The following is an 18602-nucleotide window of genomic DNA, read 5'->3' as shown; positions in this document are numbered from 1 at the left end:
TTTTTAGTTCTGATGAAATAATATTTTGAGTTGCAAAGGTATTCACTTTGCTTCTAAATGTAGAGTTCTCTTACAAAAAACCCATTATATTTGCCGGAATGGAAGTGTTTTGAACCTTGGAACACATATCCAAAAGAGCCAGTAAAATTTTATTGAGATGAAAAAAACAGTATATTGTTTTGTTTTTATTTTGATGAATGCTCCTGTTTTATTTTCTCAGGATAGCACCGAAAATAAAAACAGTATAACTATTGAATATGGTTTGCATCATCTTGCCATGCAGGATCTTATTTTCTCCCCATTTATTCTTAAAGATGTTACGCCGTTAAATATTGGAATTATCTACAAACATGAAAATCGTTTTCTAAATATGGCAGAGATATATTTTAATTCTTTTAACCCTGTTTATCTTAAAACTTTTAAATATTATAGTGTTCCGGATTCCGATACTTTAGAAACAATTAGAAATGATTTTACGCATGTTAAAATAAATTTTGTTCATGGGAAAGAATGGGTATCAACAGAAAAATATAGCTGGTACCTTGGAGCGGCAAGTGAAAATACCGTTCATGCACAATATTATTACGCAGGCTATTTCGGAACATTCGGATATTTTGCTTCCTTTGGTTTATCGGCATGGTCGCAGTTTGAATATCGCGTAAATGATAAACAACAATTCACTGTGGCAGCACATTTCCCCTTGGCAGCATGGGTTGCACGTTCACCCTATTTGGCAAATGATGATGAATTTATTCAGAATATTTCTTCACATTCGGGGATAAAAACTTTTTTTGCTTATCTGGAGGATGGTTCACTGCAGACCTTAGAAAAACTGCAACAAATAAATCTGAAATTAAACTATGAATATGTTTTAAATAACAGGTGGGATATTGGTGCGTCCTATCAATTTAATTTTATACATTATTCAAAACCGTTAAATCTTTTATATTATCAAAACGGATTAAATATTAATGCTGCATTTCATTTTTAATTATGCAAAAACAAATAATTACATATTCATTTCTTCTGGTTTTAACAACCTTGTTATTTTCTTGTGAAAAAGTATTTTTCGTGGAAGAACCCGCTGATGATCCCGAAGCAATTTTTGAGAATTTCTGGAAGGCTTATAATGAAAACTATTCTGTATTCGAAGAACGCAATGTAAACTGGCAGGAATTATATGACATTAATCGCCCACTGATAAATGCCAATACCACCGATGACGAATTGCATGCAATAATTACAAATATGCTGGCTCCGCTTAATGATGGACATGTGCAATTTATTGCTGATGACAGAAAGGTGTTTTATTCCAATATTTATTACAATAATAGAATTGATGACAGTTTATTCAATTTGAATGTTGTTAAAACAAATTATCTGGATGCCGGATTCACCTCAGAAGATGCATTTACCTATGGCACCATAAATGGCGAGATCGCTTATGTGTTTTTGCCCTATATAGCTGATAATATGCCTGTGTTGGAGGATGTTTTAGATGATTATGCCTCTGCAAAAGGATTAATAGTGGATCTCCGGCATAACAGTGGTGGCGATTTTACCTGGGCACTTTCTTTTCTGAAAAGATTAACCGACCAAAAAAGATTGGTATTCACCTCACGCACAAAAAATGGTCCCGGCATTAATGATTATACCGATTGGTATGATTGGTATCTGGAACCCGGAGGAAAATATTATGATAAGCCTGTAGTTTTACTCACCGACAGATATACCATAAGTGCAGGCGAAAGAACAACGATGATGTTCATGCAATTGCCGAATGTTACTATAATAGGCGATACAACAAATGCGGCACATTCTACTTTGGTAACGGGACAACTGGCAAATGGCTGGTATTATTCCCTGAGTACACAGGAAGTTAAATTACCTGATGGAATTTCTTATGAAGGCATTGGACTCGCACCTGATATTTATATAAAAAATGATCTGGTAGAATTACAAAATGGAATTGATAAGGTTTTGGATGAGGCAATTTCTAAATTCTGAAATAAAAGCCGATAATTTTCCCGTAAATTTACATTCAGCAAAATTTTAATATGATAAAAGTAGGGGAATATAATTATTTAACGGCTATTCGTTCAACTCCACAAGGTGTATATTTAGACGATGAGGAAACGGGAATTTTACTTCCTATAAAACAAGTTCCCAAGGGAATTAAGGAAGGAGATGTTGTAAATGTTTTTATTTATCACGATAGTGAAAACAGATTAATTGCAACCACCGAAACTCCTAAAGGAATATTGGGAGATATTGTTGAGCTTACGGTTTTAAGTGTCACCCCTTCAGGTGCATACCTCGATTTTGGATTAATAAAAGATCTTTTTTTACATAAATCGCAAATGGCAGGCCCGGTGGAAGTTGGTGAAAAACATTGGGTAAAAATTATTCTCGACGATAATGGAAGACTTGCTGCCACCGAAAATTTAAAAATGGATGCGGGAAATTCAGAAATTTCAGTAAAGGAACATGAAACGGTGGAGCTTATTATTTTAAAAGAAACTGATCTTGGATATAATGTATTGATCAATAAAAAACATTTAGGTTTATTACACTTCAGCGATATTTTTAAACATGTAATGGTTGGTGATAAATTGGAAGGTCACATCAAAAAGATCCGTATGGATAATAAAATTGATGTTGCAGAAGGAAAACATGGTTACGAAAGAATTGAATCAGAACTCGATAAGGTAATTCGTTTATTGGAAGAGAGTAATGGTTTCCTCCCCTTCCACGATAAAAGTGATCCCGAAGATATTTATGCCTATTTCAGTATGAGTAAAAAAACCTTTAAACAAGTGGTTGGGAGTTTATATAAACAGCGGATTATTACGATTGAAAAGGATGGGATTAAATTAGTTTAGACCTCACAGGTTTTACAAACCTGTGAGGTCGGGTGGATGTGATCAAACTAAAAAGTCAACCGAATTTTTTTCTTCTCCCGACCGAAAATCAGACCCCACAGGATAAAAAATGTAGACCTACCAGGTTTTCCAAACCTGTGAGGTCGGGTTGATGTGATCTAACTATCAATCTGACAATAAATTTTACTTCACCCGACCGAAAATCAGACCTCACAGGATAAAAAATGTAGACCTACCAGGTTTTCCAAACCTGTGAGGTCGGGTTGATGTGATCTAACTAAAAAGTCAACCGAATTTTTTTTCTTCTCCCGACCGAAAATCAGACCCCACAGGATAAAAAATGTAGACCTACCAGGTTTTCCAAACCTGTGAGGTCGGGTTGATGTGATCTAACTATCAATCTGACAATAAATTTTACTTCACCCGACCGAAAATCAGACCTCACAGGATAAAAAATGTAGACCTACCAGGTTTTCCAAACCTGTGAGGTCGGGTTGATGTGATCTAACTAAAAAGTCAACCGAATTTTTTTCTTCTCCCGACCGAAAATCAGACCCCACAGGATAAAAAATGTAGACCTACCAGGTTTTCCAAACCTGTGAGGTCGGGTTGATGTGATCTAACTATCAATCTGACAATAAATTTTACTTCACCCGACCGAAAATCAGACCTCACAGGTTAAAAAAAAACCTGGTAGGTCGATTTTCTAATCAACTATTTCCTTCACCCTTCCTACTTGTCCATCTTCCAATCTCACTTTAATTCCATGATGATGTGTGGGAGAGCTGGTGAGAATGTCTTTAACAATTCCCTCCGTTAATTTTCCGCTTCGCTGATCTTCTTTTAAGACGATATTTACTAAGGCGCCAATTTTTATTTTTGATCTTATGGTATTATCCATTTTATTAATTTAATTTTTTTTTATTAGTTAATTTAGACCTACAAGGTTTCCCAAACCTGGTAGGTCGGGTTGATGTGCTCAAATTAACAAGTCAATCTAAAATATTTTTCTTCACCGTCCCGAAAATCAGACCTCACAGGTTAAAAAATGTAGACCTACAAGGTTTCCCAAACCTGGTAGGTCGGTAGGAGGTAATTTAAGTTTAGGGTTAAGTGAAACTTCTTGCTCACCCTATCGAAAATCAGACCTACCAGGTTAAAAAAAACCTGGTAGGTCGATTTTCTAACGTATGTACCGGATTCACGATTCACGACCAACAGCCGATCTAACTAATGATCGCACTAATATATCCGCTTCCCGATTATAATTTATTTCAGATGTTGATCTTTGATGTGCTTTTACTTTTATAAAGATAAGAGGGAATTCTTCCATTAAAGTGATTAAGTTTTGTACAAGATCTGCATTTTGTACGGGAGTTCCTTTTTTAGTGATAAAGAGATTGTTTTTAAGTCTTTCTTTTCGATCTACAAGATCAACCACGTACTGACTATCAGAATAAATTTCAATTCCCGAATACACAAAATTGTTTTCTGTTACATAATGTATTGCAGCTATCACTGCAGATAATTCCATTCTGTTGTGTGTGGTATTTTCCACCACATTTTGCAAAACGATTTTTTTATCCTCAACAAAAATCAATGCAACCCATGCACCGGTTTTTAGTTGGGTGTGGCAACTTCCATCAGTGAAGATTTTTATTATTGACATAACAATATTTTTAAAAGGTATACTTTTTTTAAGATAAATAGGAGATTGATCTTTTGATACATTCATAAATCAACAGGCTAATTTGTATTATGGGATATAATATCACCCCTATCCGGGGTTTAAATCTACTTCACATGTATGGCTTTCTATAATAATATCACCCCTACCCGGGGTTTAAATTCATCGTACAGGCTCGGTTAATTTGAATAATGCCCTTTACATGGGGTTCAAGTCAACTTTGCGTTTCTGTTATTCAATAATTATGACACCCCAGCTCTGAGATTAAAGGGGATTAAATTTACTTTTTACAATATATAGCGGAAAAACTTTATTCCGTATTAACATTAAAGTATTTTTGGAATAATCAGATTCATGGAATGCAAGAACAAAACCCCGGGTAGGGGTGGCATTATTATAATAAAACCGAAACAAAAATCCACGGTAACCCCGGGTAGGGGTGACATTATATCCCACCTTATACATGCGATGATCAACAATCGAGACTGGCTATACATGTAAACCTCGTTTGAATGAAATTAAATCGTACCATTTAAAAACGTAGATTTACCTTGTAAAATGAAATCAGCAACCATTAATGAAATTAAAAAGGAATTAAAAACCCGCGATCCAGGAGAGGTAATGGAACTTTGTGCGCGGTTGATGAGATATAAAAAGGAAAATAAGGAACTTCTTACTTACATCCTTTTTGAATCTAATGATGAATCCGCCTTTATTGATGGAATTAAAGAAGAAATGGATGAACACTTTAAGGAGATGAATATCTCTAATTTATATCTCGCAAAAAAAAGTATTCGAAAAGTATTAAGAGCAATTAATAAATATATTCGTTTCTCCGGAAATCCGGAAACGGAGACTGATGTGCGCATTTATTTTTGTTATAAAATTCGTTCCTTAAAAATTGACTTTTCAAAAAGCGGCGCGTTATTTAATTTATATCAGATGCAATTAAAAAAGATCGGGATCGCAATTGCGAAAATGCATGAGGATCTGCAATATGATTATAAAAGGGAATTAGAAAAACTCAACCTGATCAAATAAAAAAAAATGCAGCACCTGGGCGCTGCATTTTAATTTTATAATTTAAAAATAATTATCCGTTCATCGTTGCCAAAAACTCTTCATTGCTTCTGGTTCCGCGCATGTTTTGTAAAATAAATTGCATGCTTTCTTCGGTATTCATATCTGCAAGATGATTTCTTAATACCCAGATACGTTTCAAAACATCTTTTTCATGTAAAAGATCATCGCGACGAGTTGAACTGGCGGTAACATCCACACTTGGGAATATACGTTTGTTGAATAATTTTCTGTCGAGCTGAAGTTCCATATTACCGGTACCTTTAAATTCCTCAAAAATTACCTCATCCATTTTACTTCCAGTATCAATTAAAGCAGTTGCTAAAATTGTTAATGAACCTCCGTTCTCAATATTACGTGCAGCACCAAAAAACTGTTTCGGTTTTTGCATCGCATTAGCTTCCACACCACCCGATAATACTTTACCTGAGGAAGGAGCCACCGTATTATGCGCTCGTGCAAGACGCGTTATCGAATCGAGCAGGATAACAACATCCTGTCCGCATTCCACCATACGTTTTGCCTTTTGTAAAACAATACTCGAAACCTTTACGTGTTTATCAGCCGGCTCATCAAATGTACTTGCCACAACTTCGGCATTTACACTGCGTTCCATATCTGTAACCTCTTCCGGGCGCTCATCAATTAATAGAACGATGAGATATATTTCAGGGTGATTTTGTGCAATGGCATTGGCGATCGACTTCAACAAAAATGTTTTACCCACTTTTGGTTGCGCTACTATCATTCCGCGCTGACCTTTTCCTATGGGAGTAAAAAGATCAATTACACGTGTTGAATAATCTGTTGCGCTATAAACCAGATTCAGTTTTTCATCCGGAAATAACGGAGTTAAATAATCGAAAGGCACACGGTCGCGGATTTCTTTAGGATCGCGGCCGTTAATGGTTTCCACGCGTAATAATGCGAAGTATTTTTCCCCTTCTTTCGGAGGGCGGATAAAACCTGCAACCCAGTCGCCGGTCTTTAATCCAAAAAGTTTTATTTGTGAGGGAGAAACATAAATATCATCGGGAGAAGTGAGATAATTATAATCGGCACTTCGCAAAAAACCATATCCATCGGGCATCATTTCCAAAACACCTTCACCCGGAACAGCGCCGTCGAGGTCGATATTAAATCTGCCTTCACGGTTCTTTTTAGGATATTGCGGCATCTGCATTTCCTCTTTAACTGGAGGTTCCACCGATTCATTTACCTGGTCAACCTGTTGTTTTTCTACAGGTTCCTCTTTTTTCGGTTCTTCCACAGGAAGGTCTTCCTCAAAGGATAATTGCGGATTGCTGAATTTATCGGAAACTTCACTATCAACAGGAGTATCCTTTTTCTTGCGCGGACGAAGAATGCGTTTGCGGTCTTTTTTATCTGCTTCAGACGAAATTTGTGCATCAACAATAGCACCCACTAATTCGCTCTTGCCCATTTTTTTGTAATTCGGAATATGGAATGGATCAGCGATCTCTCTCAGTTCAGGAACGAGCATATCGTTCAACTGTGCTTCAGTATACATACAAGCTTATATTGGTTAGAAAAAAATTCAAAAATTTAACAGTACGTCGATTATTAAAAAACGAAAAGTTGGGAAAAAATTTACTGAATAAACCTGATTTTGAAATATTCAGACGAGATGTCCGCTACTTACTTCGAGGACTTTACGGTGCAATGATAAGGCGGATATTTTACAAAAACAAAAAAAACCGCAAAAACCATGTCACTTATGGCATGTTTTTGATGAATTTAAGCGAAAACACCTCCCTTCGGGCATTTCAGGCAGCAAAATACGGGTTATATTTGCCCCCAAAAGAGCTATCATGTTAGATATAAATTACCTGAGGACGAATACCGAAACTGCGAAAAAACGACTTGCAAAAAGAAATAAATTTGATATACAGTTAATCGATACCATTTTATTATTGGATGACGACAGAAAAAAAATTCAGACCGATCTGGATAATATCCTTGCGGAAATAAACAGTACCTCCAAAGAAATCGGAAAATTGATGGCACAGGGTAAAAACGAAGATGCGGAGACAAAGAAATTTATGATCGCAGATCTGAAAATAAAAACCTCAGCTCTGGAGGAAACTCATACAAGCACAACGGAAAAAATTAAAGAGATCTTATTAACTCTCCCCAATCTTCCGCAAGAAATTGTTCCTGCAGGATTAAATCCCGAAGAAAATGTAGAAATAAAAAAAGGTGGAGATGTTCCTAAATTTAATTTTGAACCTGTTCCGCATTGGGAACTCACCACTACATATAATTTAATTGATTTTGAATTAGGAAATAAAATTACGGGAAGTGGATTTCCGGTTTATATCGGAAAGGGTGCAAAATTGCAACGTGCATTAATTTCGTTCTTTCTGGATCGCGCAACAGATGCGGGTTACACAGAATATATTCCTCCATTAATGATTAATGAAGCATCCGGTTTTGGAACAGGACAATTGCCCGATAAAGAAGGACAGATGTATCATGCCGTGGAGGATAATTATTTTTTAATTCCCACTGCAGAAGTTCCCATAACAAATATTTATCGGGATGTAATTGTGAAGGAAGATGAATTACCAATTAAAATGACGGCGTACACTCCATGTTTCAGAAGAGAAGCTGGAAGTTATGGAAAAGATGTACGAGGATTAAATCGTTTGCATCAGTTTGATAAAGTGGAGATAGTACAAATTGCACATCCCGATCAATCGGATTTATTATTGGAGAAAATGGTAAAACATGTGGAAGATATTATTATCTCCTTACAATTACCTTATCGAATTTTAAGATTGTGTGGAGGCGATATGGGATTTTCTTCCGCAATTACTTATGACTTCGAAGTATATTCAGCTGCACAAAAAAGATGGTTGGAAGTAAGTTCTGTTTCCAACTTCGAAACCTTTCAATCCAACAGAATGAAATGCAGGTATAAAGATGCTGCAGATGGTAAAAATAAATTGGTGCATACCTTAAATGGAAGTGCCCTGGCGTTACCAAGGATAGTTGCAGCCCTGTTGGAAAACAATCAAACGGAAAATGGCATCAATATGCCGGAGGTATTGCATAAGTATACGGGTTTTAGCTCCATTTCTAAGTAAATAATTTGTATATTTGGTATGGTAACTTTCGGATGTACCATCCGGAAACACCTTTTTATTTAACCTAAACGCACTACTATGTTAATTAAAACAAAACCCAAATCAAGATCAACTATGTTGATCCTGTTTACTTTTACTATTTTATTTTCACCATTTTATTCTTGTTCACAGGCAACTCCTGAAAATGTAATTATCGGCGATAAACAATTTGTTGTCACCACCATGGAAAAAGGAAAACCAGAAACAGGGGTGCAGGAACAAATTATTTTTAAGGACAGTATTTTCGATAATCTGCAATGCCACGAATGGGGATTTACGTCCTGTGTGTATACTGCGAAAAAGAATGGAGAGAATTACAATTTCGAAGCAGTTATGCAAGGTAATGCTGAAGGAACCATGACCTGGAAAGGGATGGTAATGGGAGATAAAATTCACGGTGATATGGTGTGGAAAAAAGAGGGACAGGCAGATATGTTTTATACATTTGAAGGATCCTCCGGATTATTACCTCAGAAAAAAGAAATATCGCTGGATGGAAAAGTTTATGTAACAAATACAATGGAAACCGGTAAACCGGAAACTGCATACGATGAAGATTGGACCTTTGAAGGTGGAACTTTGAGAAGCCCAAGTTGTGAACCTTTTGGTTTTTCTAAATCACCTTATAAAGCCTGGGAACAAGATGGAAAAATAACTATGGAATGTAATTTTCAGAGTGCGGAAAATGGTCACATGGATTTTACTGCAACTATAGTTGATGAAAAATTAAATGGAAAGGTGGTATGGGTAAAAGCGGGTCAGGATAATATTAATTATGATGTTACAGGAAGTTTAAAAAAGTAAATATCTAAAATAAAAAAAGCGGAGTAATTATTCCGCTTTTTTTATTCTTTTCTCGTCCAGTATTCCGTGTGATAAACAAATCCCCAATATCCCCGAAGCACCAGTTTATTTTTTCCTTCCATCCAGAATTCACAATCATAGGTCTTTCCGTTTTGTGAGTTATAAACGGTTCCGTTTTGCCAGAATCCGTCTTTAAATTCAAAGTTTTTTAATACAACTAATCCTATAAGCGGAACATTTCTTTTAGAAGCATCCGGATTTTCTATATCCGTTCTCGGTTTTCCTGTTTTGGGATCGGTTTGTATATATAACCAGTTTATTTTACCGTAATATTTATTTCCCGATTTATAAATTTCCACGATCAGACGGCCATTATCAGACATCCATTTTCCAATTACGGCATCTGCATTTCCCTGCGCTTTGGCAGCTGGATGCATTAATAAAAAGAATAGGGAAGTGATAAACAATTTCATAGGATAAAAAAAGTATGCTGAATTTATTTTGCTTTGGTCCAGGTTTCGGTTCGGTAAACAATACCCCAGTAACCGCGAATTTTTAACTTGTCTTTACCATCCAACCACATTTCGCAATCATAAGTTCTGCCGTTCTTGGGATCGTAGATGCTGCCGTTCTTCCAGAAACCTTCTTCAAAAGTGAAATTCTTTAGAATTACCAGGCCCATGATAGGTTGTTTCTGTTTCGATTTGTCGGGATTTTCATCATCAACCTTTGGAGTTCCATCCTCCTCATTGGGTTCGCGCAACCAGGTAATTTTCCCGTAGTATTTATCACCTTCTTTATAGATCACTATTTTCCCGTCGCCATCTCCGTTTATCCAACCACCAACACACGCGTCAGTCCAGGTTTGAGCATGCATTGACGAGGTGATCATTAAAATACAAATAAGACCGATAAACTTTTTCATAATTGTGAGGTTTATGTTATAAAGTTATATAAAAACTACCAAAAGCCAAATCAAAGCTATTAAATTAATAATAATTGTGCCAAAGGAAGGAAGAATTTTAAAAATAAAAAAACAATATCCCAATAAAAAAAGTGAAGTGCAAATGCATACTAAAAATGAAGTTGTTTCTCCTTGCAAAATTCCCCTTGCACTTATTAAATAAAATATTCCCGAAAAAATTAAAATATGTCCATCAATTAAAAGTCGGATAAGATCGCGGTCGAAAGGTTTTTTTTCTTTTAAAACAAATATATCGTGAAGAATTCCATTAATTAAAGCCCAGGCTCCTGCGAATAAAATAAAATATTGAAGATTTTGCATTTAATTAATTTAGGAAATAATTGTATGCTCAAATTAAATTCCCGCCATTACATCAATTTTTCACCGAGAAAATGTGGTTTTGTTTTGATGATATAACAATCCAGAAACGCGCTAACCCGTGCAGGATACTCTCTCAGATTGGTTTTGGTGGAAGTGTAAGGATCTCTTGCGGTGTATGCAGTAACATTAATATCTTTTGCATTTGCAATATAAATAGCACGTTCACAATGAAACTCCTGCGATACCACAATAAAATTATTTAATCCGAAAACTTCTTTTGCGCGCACCATGGAATCAAAAGTTCTGAATCCGGCAAAATCTAAAACAATATCCTCGGGATTCACACCCATTTCAATTAATGCACTAAACATTTCCAATGGTTCGTTGTAATTGGAAACACTGTTATCTCCGCTCACTAAGATCTTTTTTACTTTTCCTGCGTGATATAATTCCGAAGCTGCTTTTATGCGATAAGTAAAATACTGATTTTGATATCCGTTCACCATATATCTCGATGTTCCCAAAACTACGGCAACATCTTTTGCAGGAATTTTATTTACATCACTGTAAATTTTGTCCTCTGCTGTTTTACTCATAAAATAACTTATAAATAAAGTAAAAAGTATTCCCGCAACAAAACAAGCAGTGCCCCAGAGGAGGAGTTTTTTGATAAGGGGTTTTTTGAGAGGGTTTTTCATGAAGACAAATATAGGGAAAAGGAGGGAGGAGAGAGGAGAGAGGAGTTTAAATTTCTGGCGAAATTTTTTACGCCGTGGTTTGGTGTTTTTCACCAACCACTGAAGGGGAGGTAAAAGTATAATTTATAAGTTGACGAACTAAAGCGATTAATTGTATAATGAAATTTATCCTCCGAATTGCGGTTGGTGAAAAACACCAAACCGCGGCGTGGGTCATATGTCCTTTTCCATTGTCCTTTGTCCAGTCCTGTGTCCATTGTCCCGTGTCCTACATCCCTTTTTTCACCAGCCCTTGCTTCACCAACCATTCGGCGATCTGAACGGCATTGGTCGCAGCGCCTTTTCTTAAATTATCGGCAACTATCCAGCAATTGAGCGTGTTTTTTTGTGTGTAGTCGCGTCGTATTCTCCCAACAAACACTTCATCTTTTCCCTCTGCATCTAAAGGCATAGGATATATTTGATCACTGAGATCATCCTGAAGAATTACGCCTTCGGTATTGTTTAAAATTTCAAATATTTCTTTGATATCAAAATCATTTTCAAATTCAATGTTCACACTTTCGCTGTGTCCTCCACTTACAGGGACACGAACTGCAGTTGCGGAAACCTGAATGGTATCATCACCCAAAATTTTTCTGGTTTCGTGATGCATTTTCATTTCTTCTTTGGTAAATCCATTATCCAAAAAAACATCCACCTGCGGAATTACATTTTTATCTATCTGATATTTATAGGCAGAATTTTCCACCATGCGACAACCGCTTGTGCGTTCGTTGTATAATTGCATAATGCCTTTTGCCCCGCTCCCGGAAACAGATTGATAAGTGGAGACAACAATACGTTTTATTTTATATTTTTTATGCAATGGATTTAATACCATCACCATTTGAATAGTGGAACAATTCGGATTTGCAATTATTCCACTTTTTAATTGCAATATATGTTCGGCATTTATTTCGGGAACTACAAGCGCACATGAATCATTCATTCTCCATGCACTCGAATTATCAATTACCCAACATTTTATTTTTTCAAATTCCGGCGCCCATTCCAAAGATGTATTTCCACCGGCACTAAACAAAGCAATTTGAGGCTCCATTTTAAGTGCTTCTTCCATACTTACAACTGTAATGTCCTCCCCCTTAAACTTAATTTTTTTACCCACCGAACGCTCCGTGGCAACCGGTATCAATTCCGTAACGGGAAAATTTCTTTCCTCCAAAATTCTGCGCATCATCTGACCTACAAGTCCGGTTGCGCCTACAACTGCGATTTTCAATTTTTGTAATTTTTATGCAAAGATAATGTTCTATGTTCTGAGTTCAGGGTTCTGAGTTCTGGGTTGACTCACCACTGACCATTAACTACTGACCAAGAAAGAGGGTTAGCAGGGTTTGCAAAAGTTTCAGGGTTCGGTTCCGATTGATGTTTTTTATTTTTTGATTGTTATTTATTATTCACCCTCGTTTAATTCGAAGCATCAATCTCGAGTGTTACAAACTGCCTACTGCCACTGCCAACTGTTGCTGTTTTCATGGTTTGCAAAAGTTTCAGGGTTACGTTCCGATTAATGTTGTTTATTCCTTGTTCTTTATTCGATATTAAATTGGGTTCCGGGGTTGCAAAAGCTACCATGATTACCAAAAGTTTTCGGGCTGGGATCCGATTAAAATTTTTTATTTTTTGATTATTATTTATTATTCACCCTCGTTTAATTCGAAGCAACAATCTCCAATGTTACTAACTGCCTACTGCCCACTGTTGACTGCCCTTTTGTAAGCCATTTCTTCACCATTTCCTTCACCTCCTCATTGGTAAATGTTTTACCCTCCGAATATTGTTTTTCCGACAGTTTTAATTTTTGTTGAAGGTCATATGGCAAGTCCGAAATATTTATAATTTCTGATTCAATTACAGGTTCCTTACTCTTTCGTAATTTAACAACCTGCTCTTCCACTCCATTTTTCCCTTTCCTTTTTTCATCACAACCAAATTTACACAAATATAATGTAAAAAAATATTTCTAAAATCAAAAATAGTTCGTATTTTTCCCATCCATTTTATGAAAAACATAATCCTTTTAGGCACACTGCTGATTCTGACGCGAATCGGTTCCGCTCAATTTTCTGAAAATTTTGACGATGGTGATTTTGTTGGCTGGGCCGGTGATGATACGGCCTTTATTATAGATGCTTTATTTCAATTACAATTGGATGGTAATTGTGAGGATGGTGGAACAAATTATTTATCTGCTGCAGCATCCACCTTCGATACTGCAACCTGGGAATTTTTTATCGACCTTGGTTTTGATCCTTCTGCGAGTAATTACACCAGATTTTATTTGCAAAGTGATAACCCCGATCTCGCTGCTTCTTTAAATGGATATTATATACGGATTGGGGAGGATGGAACTGATGATGCTGTTAAATTATATCGACAAGAAGGATTTACTCATACCTTACTTTTAACTGGAATATTGGCAGAAGTTGCTGTCGCTCCCAAGGTGCGTATTAAAGTTATTCGCACAACAGAAAACGAATGGCAATTATTTGTTGATGCAACAGGTGGATTCACTTTTGTAAATGAAGGGTCTGTTGTTGATGATATAATTATAGGCGGAGATTATATCGGTTGGTTTTGTAAATATACCTCCACCCGTTGCGATGATTTTTTTCTCGATGATATTACAGTTTCACCATTGTATTTTGATGACGACCCTCCGGTTATTTCCATATTATCAGTAGTAACATCCACACAAATTGAACTCGATTTTAATGAAAATATCGAATTGCTTTCCGCAGAAGATGAAAGTAATTATACTATAGATGGCGGTGTTGGAAATCCCATTGACGCAACCAGAGGTCCTACAGATTTTTCGAAGGTATTGCTCACCTTTATTACAGATTTTCCGGAAGCAATTTTATTGACTTTAACTGCAAGTAATATTGCAGATGAAGAAGGTAATATTTTAACGAGTGATTCCAAATCATTTATCATTTATACTGTTAACCAGTATGATATTGTTATGAATGAAATTTTTGCCGATCCCGAACCTCATTTGGAATTACCTACTGCAGAATATATTGAATTATATAATACCACCGATATTGATATTGATCTCACGGGATTTACAATTTCGGATGCAACTTCTGAAAGCGATCCATTTCCTTCTTTTATTTTGGCTGCTAACGATTATGTAATTGTAATAGATGAAAATGTTGTGGATTCTTTTGCAGGATTTACAGATCTGTTATTGATTCCAAGTTTACCATCACTTAATAATGATGGTGATGAACTTGTATTAAAAGATGCATCCGGAAATTTAATTCATAGTATTTCGTATGAACTCGATTGGCATGACAATGCAATTAAAGAAGACGGGGGCTGGAGTTTGGAAATGATAGATCCTTCCAATCCTTGTCAGGGTGATGCCAACTGGACAGCATCAGAAGATGTTTCCGGTGGAACACCCGGGGAAATTAATTCTGTTTTTGGTGAAAATGCCGATGATGTTCCGCCGATGTTGGTAGGCGCATATCCTTCGTCACTGGATACTGTTATCGCTTTTTTTGATGAAGATATCGATTTAAATTCTGCTGATATTACTGATTTTATTTTATCCAATGGAATAGGTTCACCACTTAGTTTAATATTGGATATTAATAATCCCGATTTTATAGGAATGGTTTTTGGAAGTCCCCTGAACCTTGGTGTAGTTTATACACTAACTGCAGAAAATCTAACAGATTGTTCCGGTAATAATATTGGGACATTTAATGTTGTTGAATTGGGAATTCCCGAACCCGTAGATTCCGGCGACATTGTAATTAACGAAATCTTATTTAATGCTTATACTGATGGTTTTGATTTTGTCGAGTTATATAATACCTCCAATAAAATAATAGATCTTTCTAAAATTATTATTGCAGAAATGAGTATTGTAGATACATTGGAGGTACTAGAATTTGGTTATGCCAGCAAATCAGGAAAATTATTTTTTCCGCAAACCTATATGTGTGTTACACCTAATATTGAAAATGTTACCAGTACTTATCACGTTATTGACACAGGAAATTTTGTATCTTCCTCAGACTTACCTTCGTTTGCCGACAATGAAGGAATTGCAGTTATTTATGATCCCTTTTTAAATGAAATAGACAGATTGCATTTTTACGACGACTGGCAATATGCCTTGCTTACAGATGATGATGGCGTGTCGCTGGAACGAGTGAATTACAAGTTTGAAACACAGAATGAAGATAACTGGCACAGTGCTGCAGAAGATGTTTATTATGCAACTCCGGGATATCAGAATTCTGTTTTTGGAAATGTGGTTGGTGGAGGAGATATAGTTTTGGAATACAATGTATTTTCACCCGATGGCGATGGTTATCACGACTTGTTATTAATATCCTACACCACTGCAGGTGAAGGTTACTCCGGCATGTTTAAAATATTTGATGCGCAGGAAGAATAGTTAATGAACTCAGCGGTCTTACCACGCTGAGCCGCGAAGGATTTTTAACCTGGGACGGCGTTGATGCAGATGATATTGCAGCTAAAACCGGAATATATATTTTATACGCTGAATTGTTTAATGAACAGGGAAATGTAGAAAAACATAAGGTGAAGTTTACTTTAGTGAGGGGGTTGATCCCGTATCATTTTTATGTCAAATGATTTAGTAAGGCTTAAGATGTGTTTTAGTTTCCATTTTTATTTGTATCTTACTTAATATAAGCAGATATGCGCTCCAAACCATTTACACTTGAATCCTATACGTTAATTGCAGTTGCTATCTTGGGTGCCGATAAACTGCATGCACAATTAATTACAGAGGATTATGATCCTGATCTGCGTTTGATGAATTGGACAGTTCAAACAGTTGAAGATTCTATTACAATTGATATTGATGGTAATGGAATAAATGATCTGGTATTTAACTATTATTTAGAATATTATCAAAGTAATATAGAACTCGAAATAAATGATTGCGTAATTAGTATTGGTGTTGAGGAAAATTATTCCTGGAGTGCGTATAATATCGAATTTTTAGATTTCGGGGAACAAGTTGGTGCATCTCATATTTGGGCAAATGAGGGTAATGGAATATTTACTGTTAGTACATTCTTTTCATCATTTAGTAGTAATTGGGGTATAAATTATCAGAAGGATCCTTTCGTAGATAAATATCTGCCACTCAAATTGCAATTTGGAGAAGATATCTATTACGGATTTGTGCGCCTTAGTATTAAAACTTTCGGCTCCCATTTTTTTACCGGTTCCTATTCTGAAACAGGTTCTCCGCTTACCATTTTTTCTGTATCCTATAATTCAATTCCCAATGAACCAGTGTTTTGCGATGAAAATGTTTTGACAGAATCTGTCACATTAAATGAGGTGAGATTTTATGATGATCTTGATGCCCAAAGTTTTAACGATTTCACCTTAGAATTTTATGGTTCTACTCCCGATTATTCTGAAATAAGAATTTATGTAATTCCTTCTGTTGAAGATGTTATTAATTTTTCTGTGAATGAAGCAATGGCGCTCGATGCGTCGAGATATTATTCCATTCCTGCAGCTGAGGTGCTTTCTCCAAATATCATTCATTTACCGGAATCGCTTCTCGACATTAATGGAAATGTATTTGATCCGGATATTTATTATTCTGCTTTTTACATGAAAATTCCGATCGTTGGGGAAGATATTACATTATCACTTTCTACGCCTTTAAATATTTTAAAACCGAAGGCTCAGCATTGTGACATGTCAGTGGATGACATTTCATTTAATTATTTGCATCAGGATGGATATTTTCAAGTCTCTTTTTCTGCTGACGAGGAGGAGTATGATATATCATCCTATGGAGTTGGATTAGCAAATGAACATACTATTGAAATATTATTAGAAAACCATGATTATGCATATGTAGATACAAGCGGATTGATTCAAATTCCAAAAACAGGAGCTTCCTCGTATCTTGTTTACCTGATTGGATTGGATAAAGATATTTGGGGAAACCCATTAAATGTTGGTGCTAAATACACGCCTGTAATTTATGGACTTGGTGATGGTTATTTTCGCGATCTATTGTGTTATGATCAGTCGGGATCATTTATTACATACCCACTAAAAGATATTAAACAAACACAAATTTATTATACCGACGATTTGCTTACAATTAATATTCCAATTGAAATGGTTGGCAACAGTAAGGTGGAATTAGTTTCGATAAGCGGACAGAAAATTATGTCGATAGATTTGATACAGGAAAATACAACAATTGAAATTAGTTTATTTCCCGAAGGGATTTATTTCGCATCCATTCGTCAAAACAATGAAATAAAAGAATTACAAAAGATCAATATTTATTAATGATCAATCCCCGATTGCACTTAATGTAAGATCAGAATCGATCACTACTTCCATTGGGCCTAACAAATAGGAATAAGTTCCTGACCAGTGCTGATAATCACTTGCGCTATCGTCGAGTATAGTGTATGGAATACTTGTTGTGCTGAGGTCGTAAGTAATGGTGATCACATCTTCCGCAACCGACCATTTAAATGTTTCTGCAAAACCTCCGTTGTAAACTATAATACCGGTTCCATTATCCGCGAAAGTGGCAACACCTGAATCATATTCTGTAGTTGTAGTGGAAGTGCCATCCATTGTTGTTGTTGTAATGGATTTGTCGATATTCCAGCCACCGGCATGTTTAACCAACACTTTTTCTGTTTTAGAACAAGAAAAAAGTGTTATGGAGAGGAGCATAACTACGCAAAATTGTGAGGTCAGTTTCATAGTATAGATTTTAGTCAAAGATAAACAATTTGTTTTCTTGTTTAAAACCTGACCATTTTTGTTGCGTCTTATGTGGCGTCCAGACGGCTTTTGTGGAATTAGGAGCCCAAATCTCCTTAGTTATTCTGCGAATATTGAAGTTACCAATTTCATTTCATACAATAAAAGTGTTAATTCGGATAAAAAATGCTGCATTTCGTAAATTCA

General features: G+C 35.9%; 18 protein-coding genes. 8 read left to right on the top strand and 10 right to left on the bottom strand.

Annotated elements, in window-relative coordinates:
* Positions 1–157: 157 nt before the first annotated feature.
* Genes IPI31_03405 through IPI31_03395 form a run of 3 tightly spaced genes read left to right on the top strand, consistent with a single transcriptional unit; the run spans position 158 to position 2882 of the window.
* Positions 158–991, top strand: a complete 834-nt coding sequence (locus IPI31_03405) for a hypothetical protein (GenBank protein MBK7566850.1) — start codon at positions 158–160, stop codon at positions 989–991.
* A gap of 2 nt (positions 992–993) precedes the next feature.
* Positions 994–2007 carry a S41 family peptidase gene (locus tag IPI31_03400; GenBank protein MBK7566849.1) on the top strand — a complete coding sequence of 338 codons (1014 nt, stop codon included), beginning with the start codon at positions 994–996 and terminating at the stop codon, positions 2005–2007.
* A gap of 50 nt (positions 2008–2057) precedes the next feature.
* Positions 2058–2882 (top strand): RNA-binding protein, encoded by an 825-nt coding sequence (locus tag IPI31_03395; protein MBK7566848.1) that lies wholly within the window; start codon positions 2058–2060, stop codon positions 2880–2882.
* 706 nt (positions 2883–3588) lie between these two features.
* Here IPI31_03395 and IPI31_03390 read toward each other — a convergent pair.
* Both IPI31_03390 and IPI31_03385 read right to left on the bottom strand, forming a co-directional pair.
* Complete coding sequence (locus IPI31_03390) at positions 3589–3783, bottom strand: YwbE family protein (protein MBK7566847.1); 195 nt, start codon at positions 3781–3783, stop codon at positions 3589–3591.
* 300 nt (positions 3784–4083) lie between these two features.
* Positions 4084–4551, bottom strand: coding sequence for a hypothetical protein (locus tag IPI31_03385; GenBank protein ID MBK7566846.1), 468 nt, complete (start codon positions 4549–4551; stop codon positions 4084–4086).
* Positions 4552–5127: 576 nt separating this feature from the next.
* Between IPI31_03385 and IPI31_03380 the strand changes: the two genes are divergently transcribed.
* Positions 5128–5610: a hypothetical protein gene (locus IPI31_03380; protein ID MBK7566845.1), complete on the top strand. Its 483-nt coding sequence runs from the start codon at positions 5128–5130 to the stop codon at positions 5608–5610.
* Positions 5611–5662: 52 nt separating this feature from the next.
* On the opposite strand, the gene rho is transcribed toward IPI31_03380, so the two are convergent.
* Entirely contained in the window at positions 5663–7180 is a 1518-nt protein-coding gene (gene rho / locus IPI31_03375; protein MBK7566844.1) for a transcription termination factor Rho, read from the bottom strand.
* Positions 7181–7481: 301 nt separating this feature from the next.
* Here rho and serS point away from each other — a divergent pair, with 301 nt between their 5' ends.
* A complete protein-coding gene (serS, locus tag IPI31_03370; protein ID MBK7566843.1) occupies positions 7482–8759 on the top strand; it encodes a serine--tRNA ligase in 1278 nt (425 codons plus the stop codon).
* Positions 8760–8837: 78 nt separating this feature from the next.
* Complete coding sequence (locus tag IPI31_03365; GenBank protein MBK7566842.1) at positions 8838–9602, top strand: hypothetical protein; 765 nt, start codon at positions 8838–8840, stop codon at positions 9600–9602.
* 41 nt (positions 9603–9643) lie between these two features.
* Here IPI31_03365 and IPI31_03360 read toward each other — a convergent pair whose 3' ends face one another.
* The 6 genes from IPI31_03360 to IPI31_03335 all read right to left on the bottom strand — a co-directional run bounded on the left by IPI31_03360 (position 9644) and on the right by IPI31_03335 (position 13590).
* Positions 9644–10075 (bottom strand): DUF2147 domain-containing protein, encoded by a 432-nt coding sequence (locus tag IPI31_03360; protein ID MBK7566841.1) that lies wholly within the window; start codon positions 10073–10075, stop codon positions 9644–9646.
* A gap of 23 nt (positions 10076–10098) precedes the next feature.
* The gene (locus tag IPI31_03355; protein MBK7566840.1) at positions 10099–10527 is read right to left on the bottom strand and encodes a DUF2147 domain-containing protein; all 429 of its coding nucleotides are present in this window, start codon (positions 10525–10527) and stop codon (positions 10099–10101) included.
* 24 nt (positions 10528–10551) lie between these two features.
* Complete coding sequence (locus IPI31_03350) at positions 10552–10887, bottom strand: hypothetical protein (protein ID MBK7566839.1); 336 nt, start codon at positions 10885–10887, stop codon at positions 10552–10554.
* Between the two features lie 47 nt (positions 10888–10934).
* Positions 10935–11585 (bottom strand): YdcF family protein, encoded by a 651-nt coding sequence (locus IPI31_03345; protein MBK7566838.1) that lies wholly within the window; start codon positions 11583–11585, stop codon positions 10935–10937.
* Positions 11586–11853: 268 nt separating this feature from the next.
* Positions 11854–12867, bottom strand: a complete 1014-nt coding sequence (gene asd / locus IPI31_03340) for an aspartate-semialdehyde dehydrogenase (protein ID MBK7566837.1) — start codon at positions 12865–12867, stop codon at positions 11854–11856.
* Between the two features lie 432 nt (positions 12868–13299).
* Entirely contained in the window at positions 13300–13590 is a 291-nt protein-coding gene (locus tag IPI31_03335; protein MBK7566836.1) for a hypothetical protein, read from the bottom strand.
* A 60-nt stretch (positions 13591–13650) separates the two neighbouring features.
* On the opposite strand from IPI31_03335, the gene IPI31_03330 reads away from it, so the two are divergent.
* Both IPI31_03330 and IPI31_03325 read left to right on the top strand, forming a co-directional pair.
* A complete protein-coding gene (locus IPI31_03330; protein MBK7566835.1) occupies positions 13651–16065 on the top strand; it encodes a lamin tail domain-containing protein in 2415 nt (804 codons plus the stop codon).
* A gap of 269 nt (positions 16066–16334) precedes the next feature.
* Entirely contained in the window at positions 16335–17966 is a 1632-nt protein-coding gene (locus tag IPI31_03325) for a T9SS type A sorting domain-containing protein (GenBank protein MBK7566834.1), read from the top strand.
* 3 nt (positions 17967–17969) lie between these two features.
* Here IPI31_03325 and IPI31_03320 read toward each other — a convergent pair whose 3' ends face one another.
* On the bottom strand, positions 17970–18395 hold the full coding sequence (locus IPI31_03320) for a hypothetical protein (GenBank protein ID MBK7566833.1): 426 nt from the start codon (positions 18393–18395) through the stop codon (positions 17970–17972).
* Positions 18396–18602: the final 207 nt, after the last annotated feature.

The sequence above is a fragment of the Bacteroidota bacterium genome, from assembly GCA_016706865.1.
GTDB lineage: Bacteria > Bacteroidota > Bacteroidia > Chitinophagales > BACL12 > UBA7236.
This window is presented reverse-complemented; position numbering and strand designations above follow the sequence as displayed.

Coding starts and splice junctions, on each gene's coding strand:
- IPI31_03360 (MBK7566841.1), bottom strand. CDS start 10,075: ATGAAATTGTTTATCACTTCCCTATTCTTTTTATTAATGCATCCAGCT.
- IPI31_03385 (MBK7566846.1), bottom strand. CDS start 4,551: ATGTCAATAATAAAAATCTTCACTGATGGAAGTTGCCACACCCAACTA.
- IPI31_03400 (MBK7566849.1), top strand. CDS start 994: ATGCAAAAACAAATAATTACATATTCATTTCTTCTGGTTTTAACAACC.
- IPI31_03325 (MBK7566834.1), top strand. CDS start 16,335: ATGCGCTCCAAACCATTTACACTTGAATCCTATACGTTAATTGCAGTT.
- serS (MBK7566843.1), top strand. CDS start 7,482: ATGTTAGATATAAATTACCTGAGGACGAATACCGAAACTGCGAAAAAA.
- IPI31_03320 (MBK7566833.1), bottom strand. CDS start 18,395: ATGAAACTGACCTCACAATTTTGCGTAGTTATGCTCCTCTCCATAACA.
- IPI31_03405 (MBK7566850.1), top strand. CDS start 158: ATGAAAAAAACAGTATATTGTTTTGTTTTTATTTTGATGAATGCTCCT.
- IPI31_03380 (MBK7566845.1), top strand. CDS start 5,128: ATGAAATCAGCAACCATTAATGAAATTAAAAAGGAATTAAAAACCCGC.
- IPI31_03390 (MBK7566847.1), bottom strand. CDS start 3,783: ATGGATAATACCATAAGATCAAAAATAAAAATTGGCGCCTTAGTAAAT.
- IPI31_03355 (MBK7566840.1), bottom strand. CDS start 10,527: ATGAAAAAGTTTATCGGTCTTATTTGTATTTTAATGATCACCTCGTCA.
- IPI31_03345 (MBK7566838.1), bottom strand. CDS start 11,585: ATGAAAAACCCTCTCAAAAAACCCCTTATCAAAAAACTCCTCCTCTGG.
- IPI31_03395 (MBK7566848.1), top strand. CDS start 2,058: ATGATAAAAGTAGGGGAATATAATTATTTAACGGCTATTCGTTCAACT.
- IPI31_03330 (MBK7566835.1), top strand. CDS start 13,651: ATGAAAAACATAATCCTTTTAGGCACACTGCTGATTCTGACGCGAATC.
- rho (MBK7566844.1), bottom strand. CDS start 7,180: ATGTATACTGAAGCACAGTTGAACGATATGCTCGTTCCTGAACTGAGA.
- IPI31_03365 (MBK7566842.1), top strand. CDS start 8,838: ATGTTAATTAAAACAAAACCCAAATCAAGATCAACTATGTTGATCCTG.
- IPI31_03350 (MBK7566839.1), bottom strand. CDS start 10,887: ATGCAAAATCTTCAATATTTTATTTTATTCGCAGGAGCCTGGGCTTTA.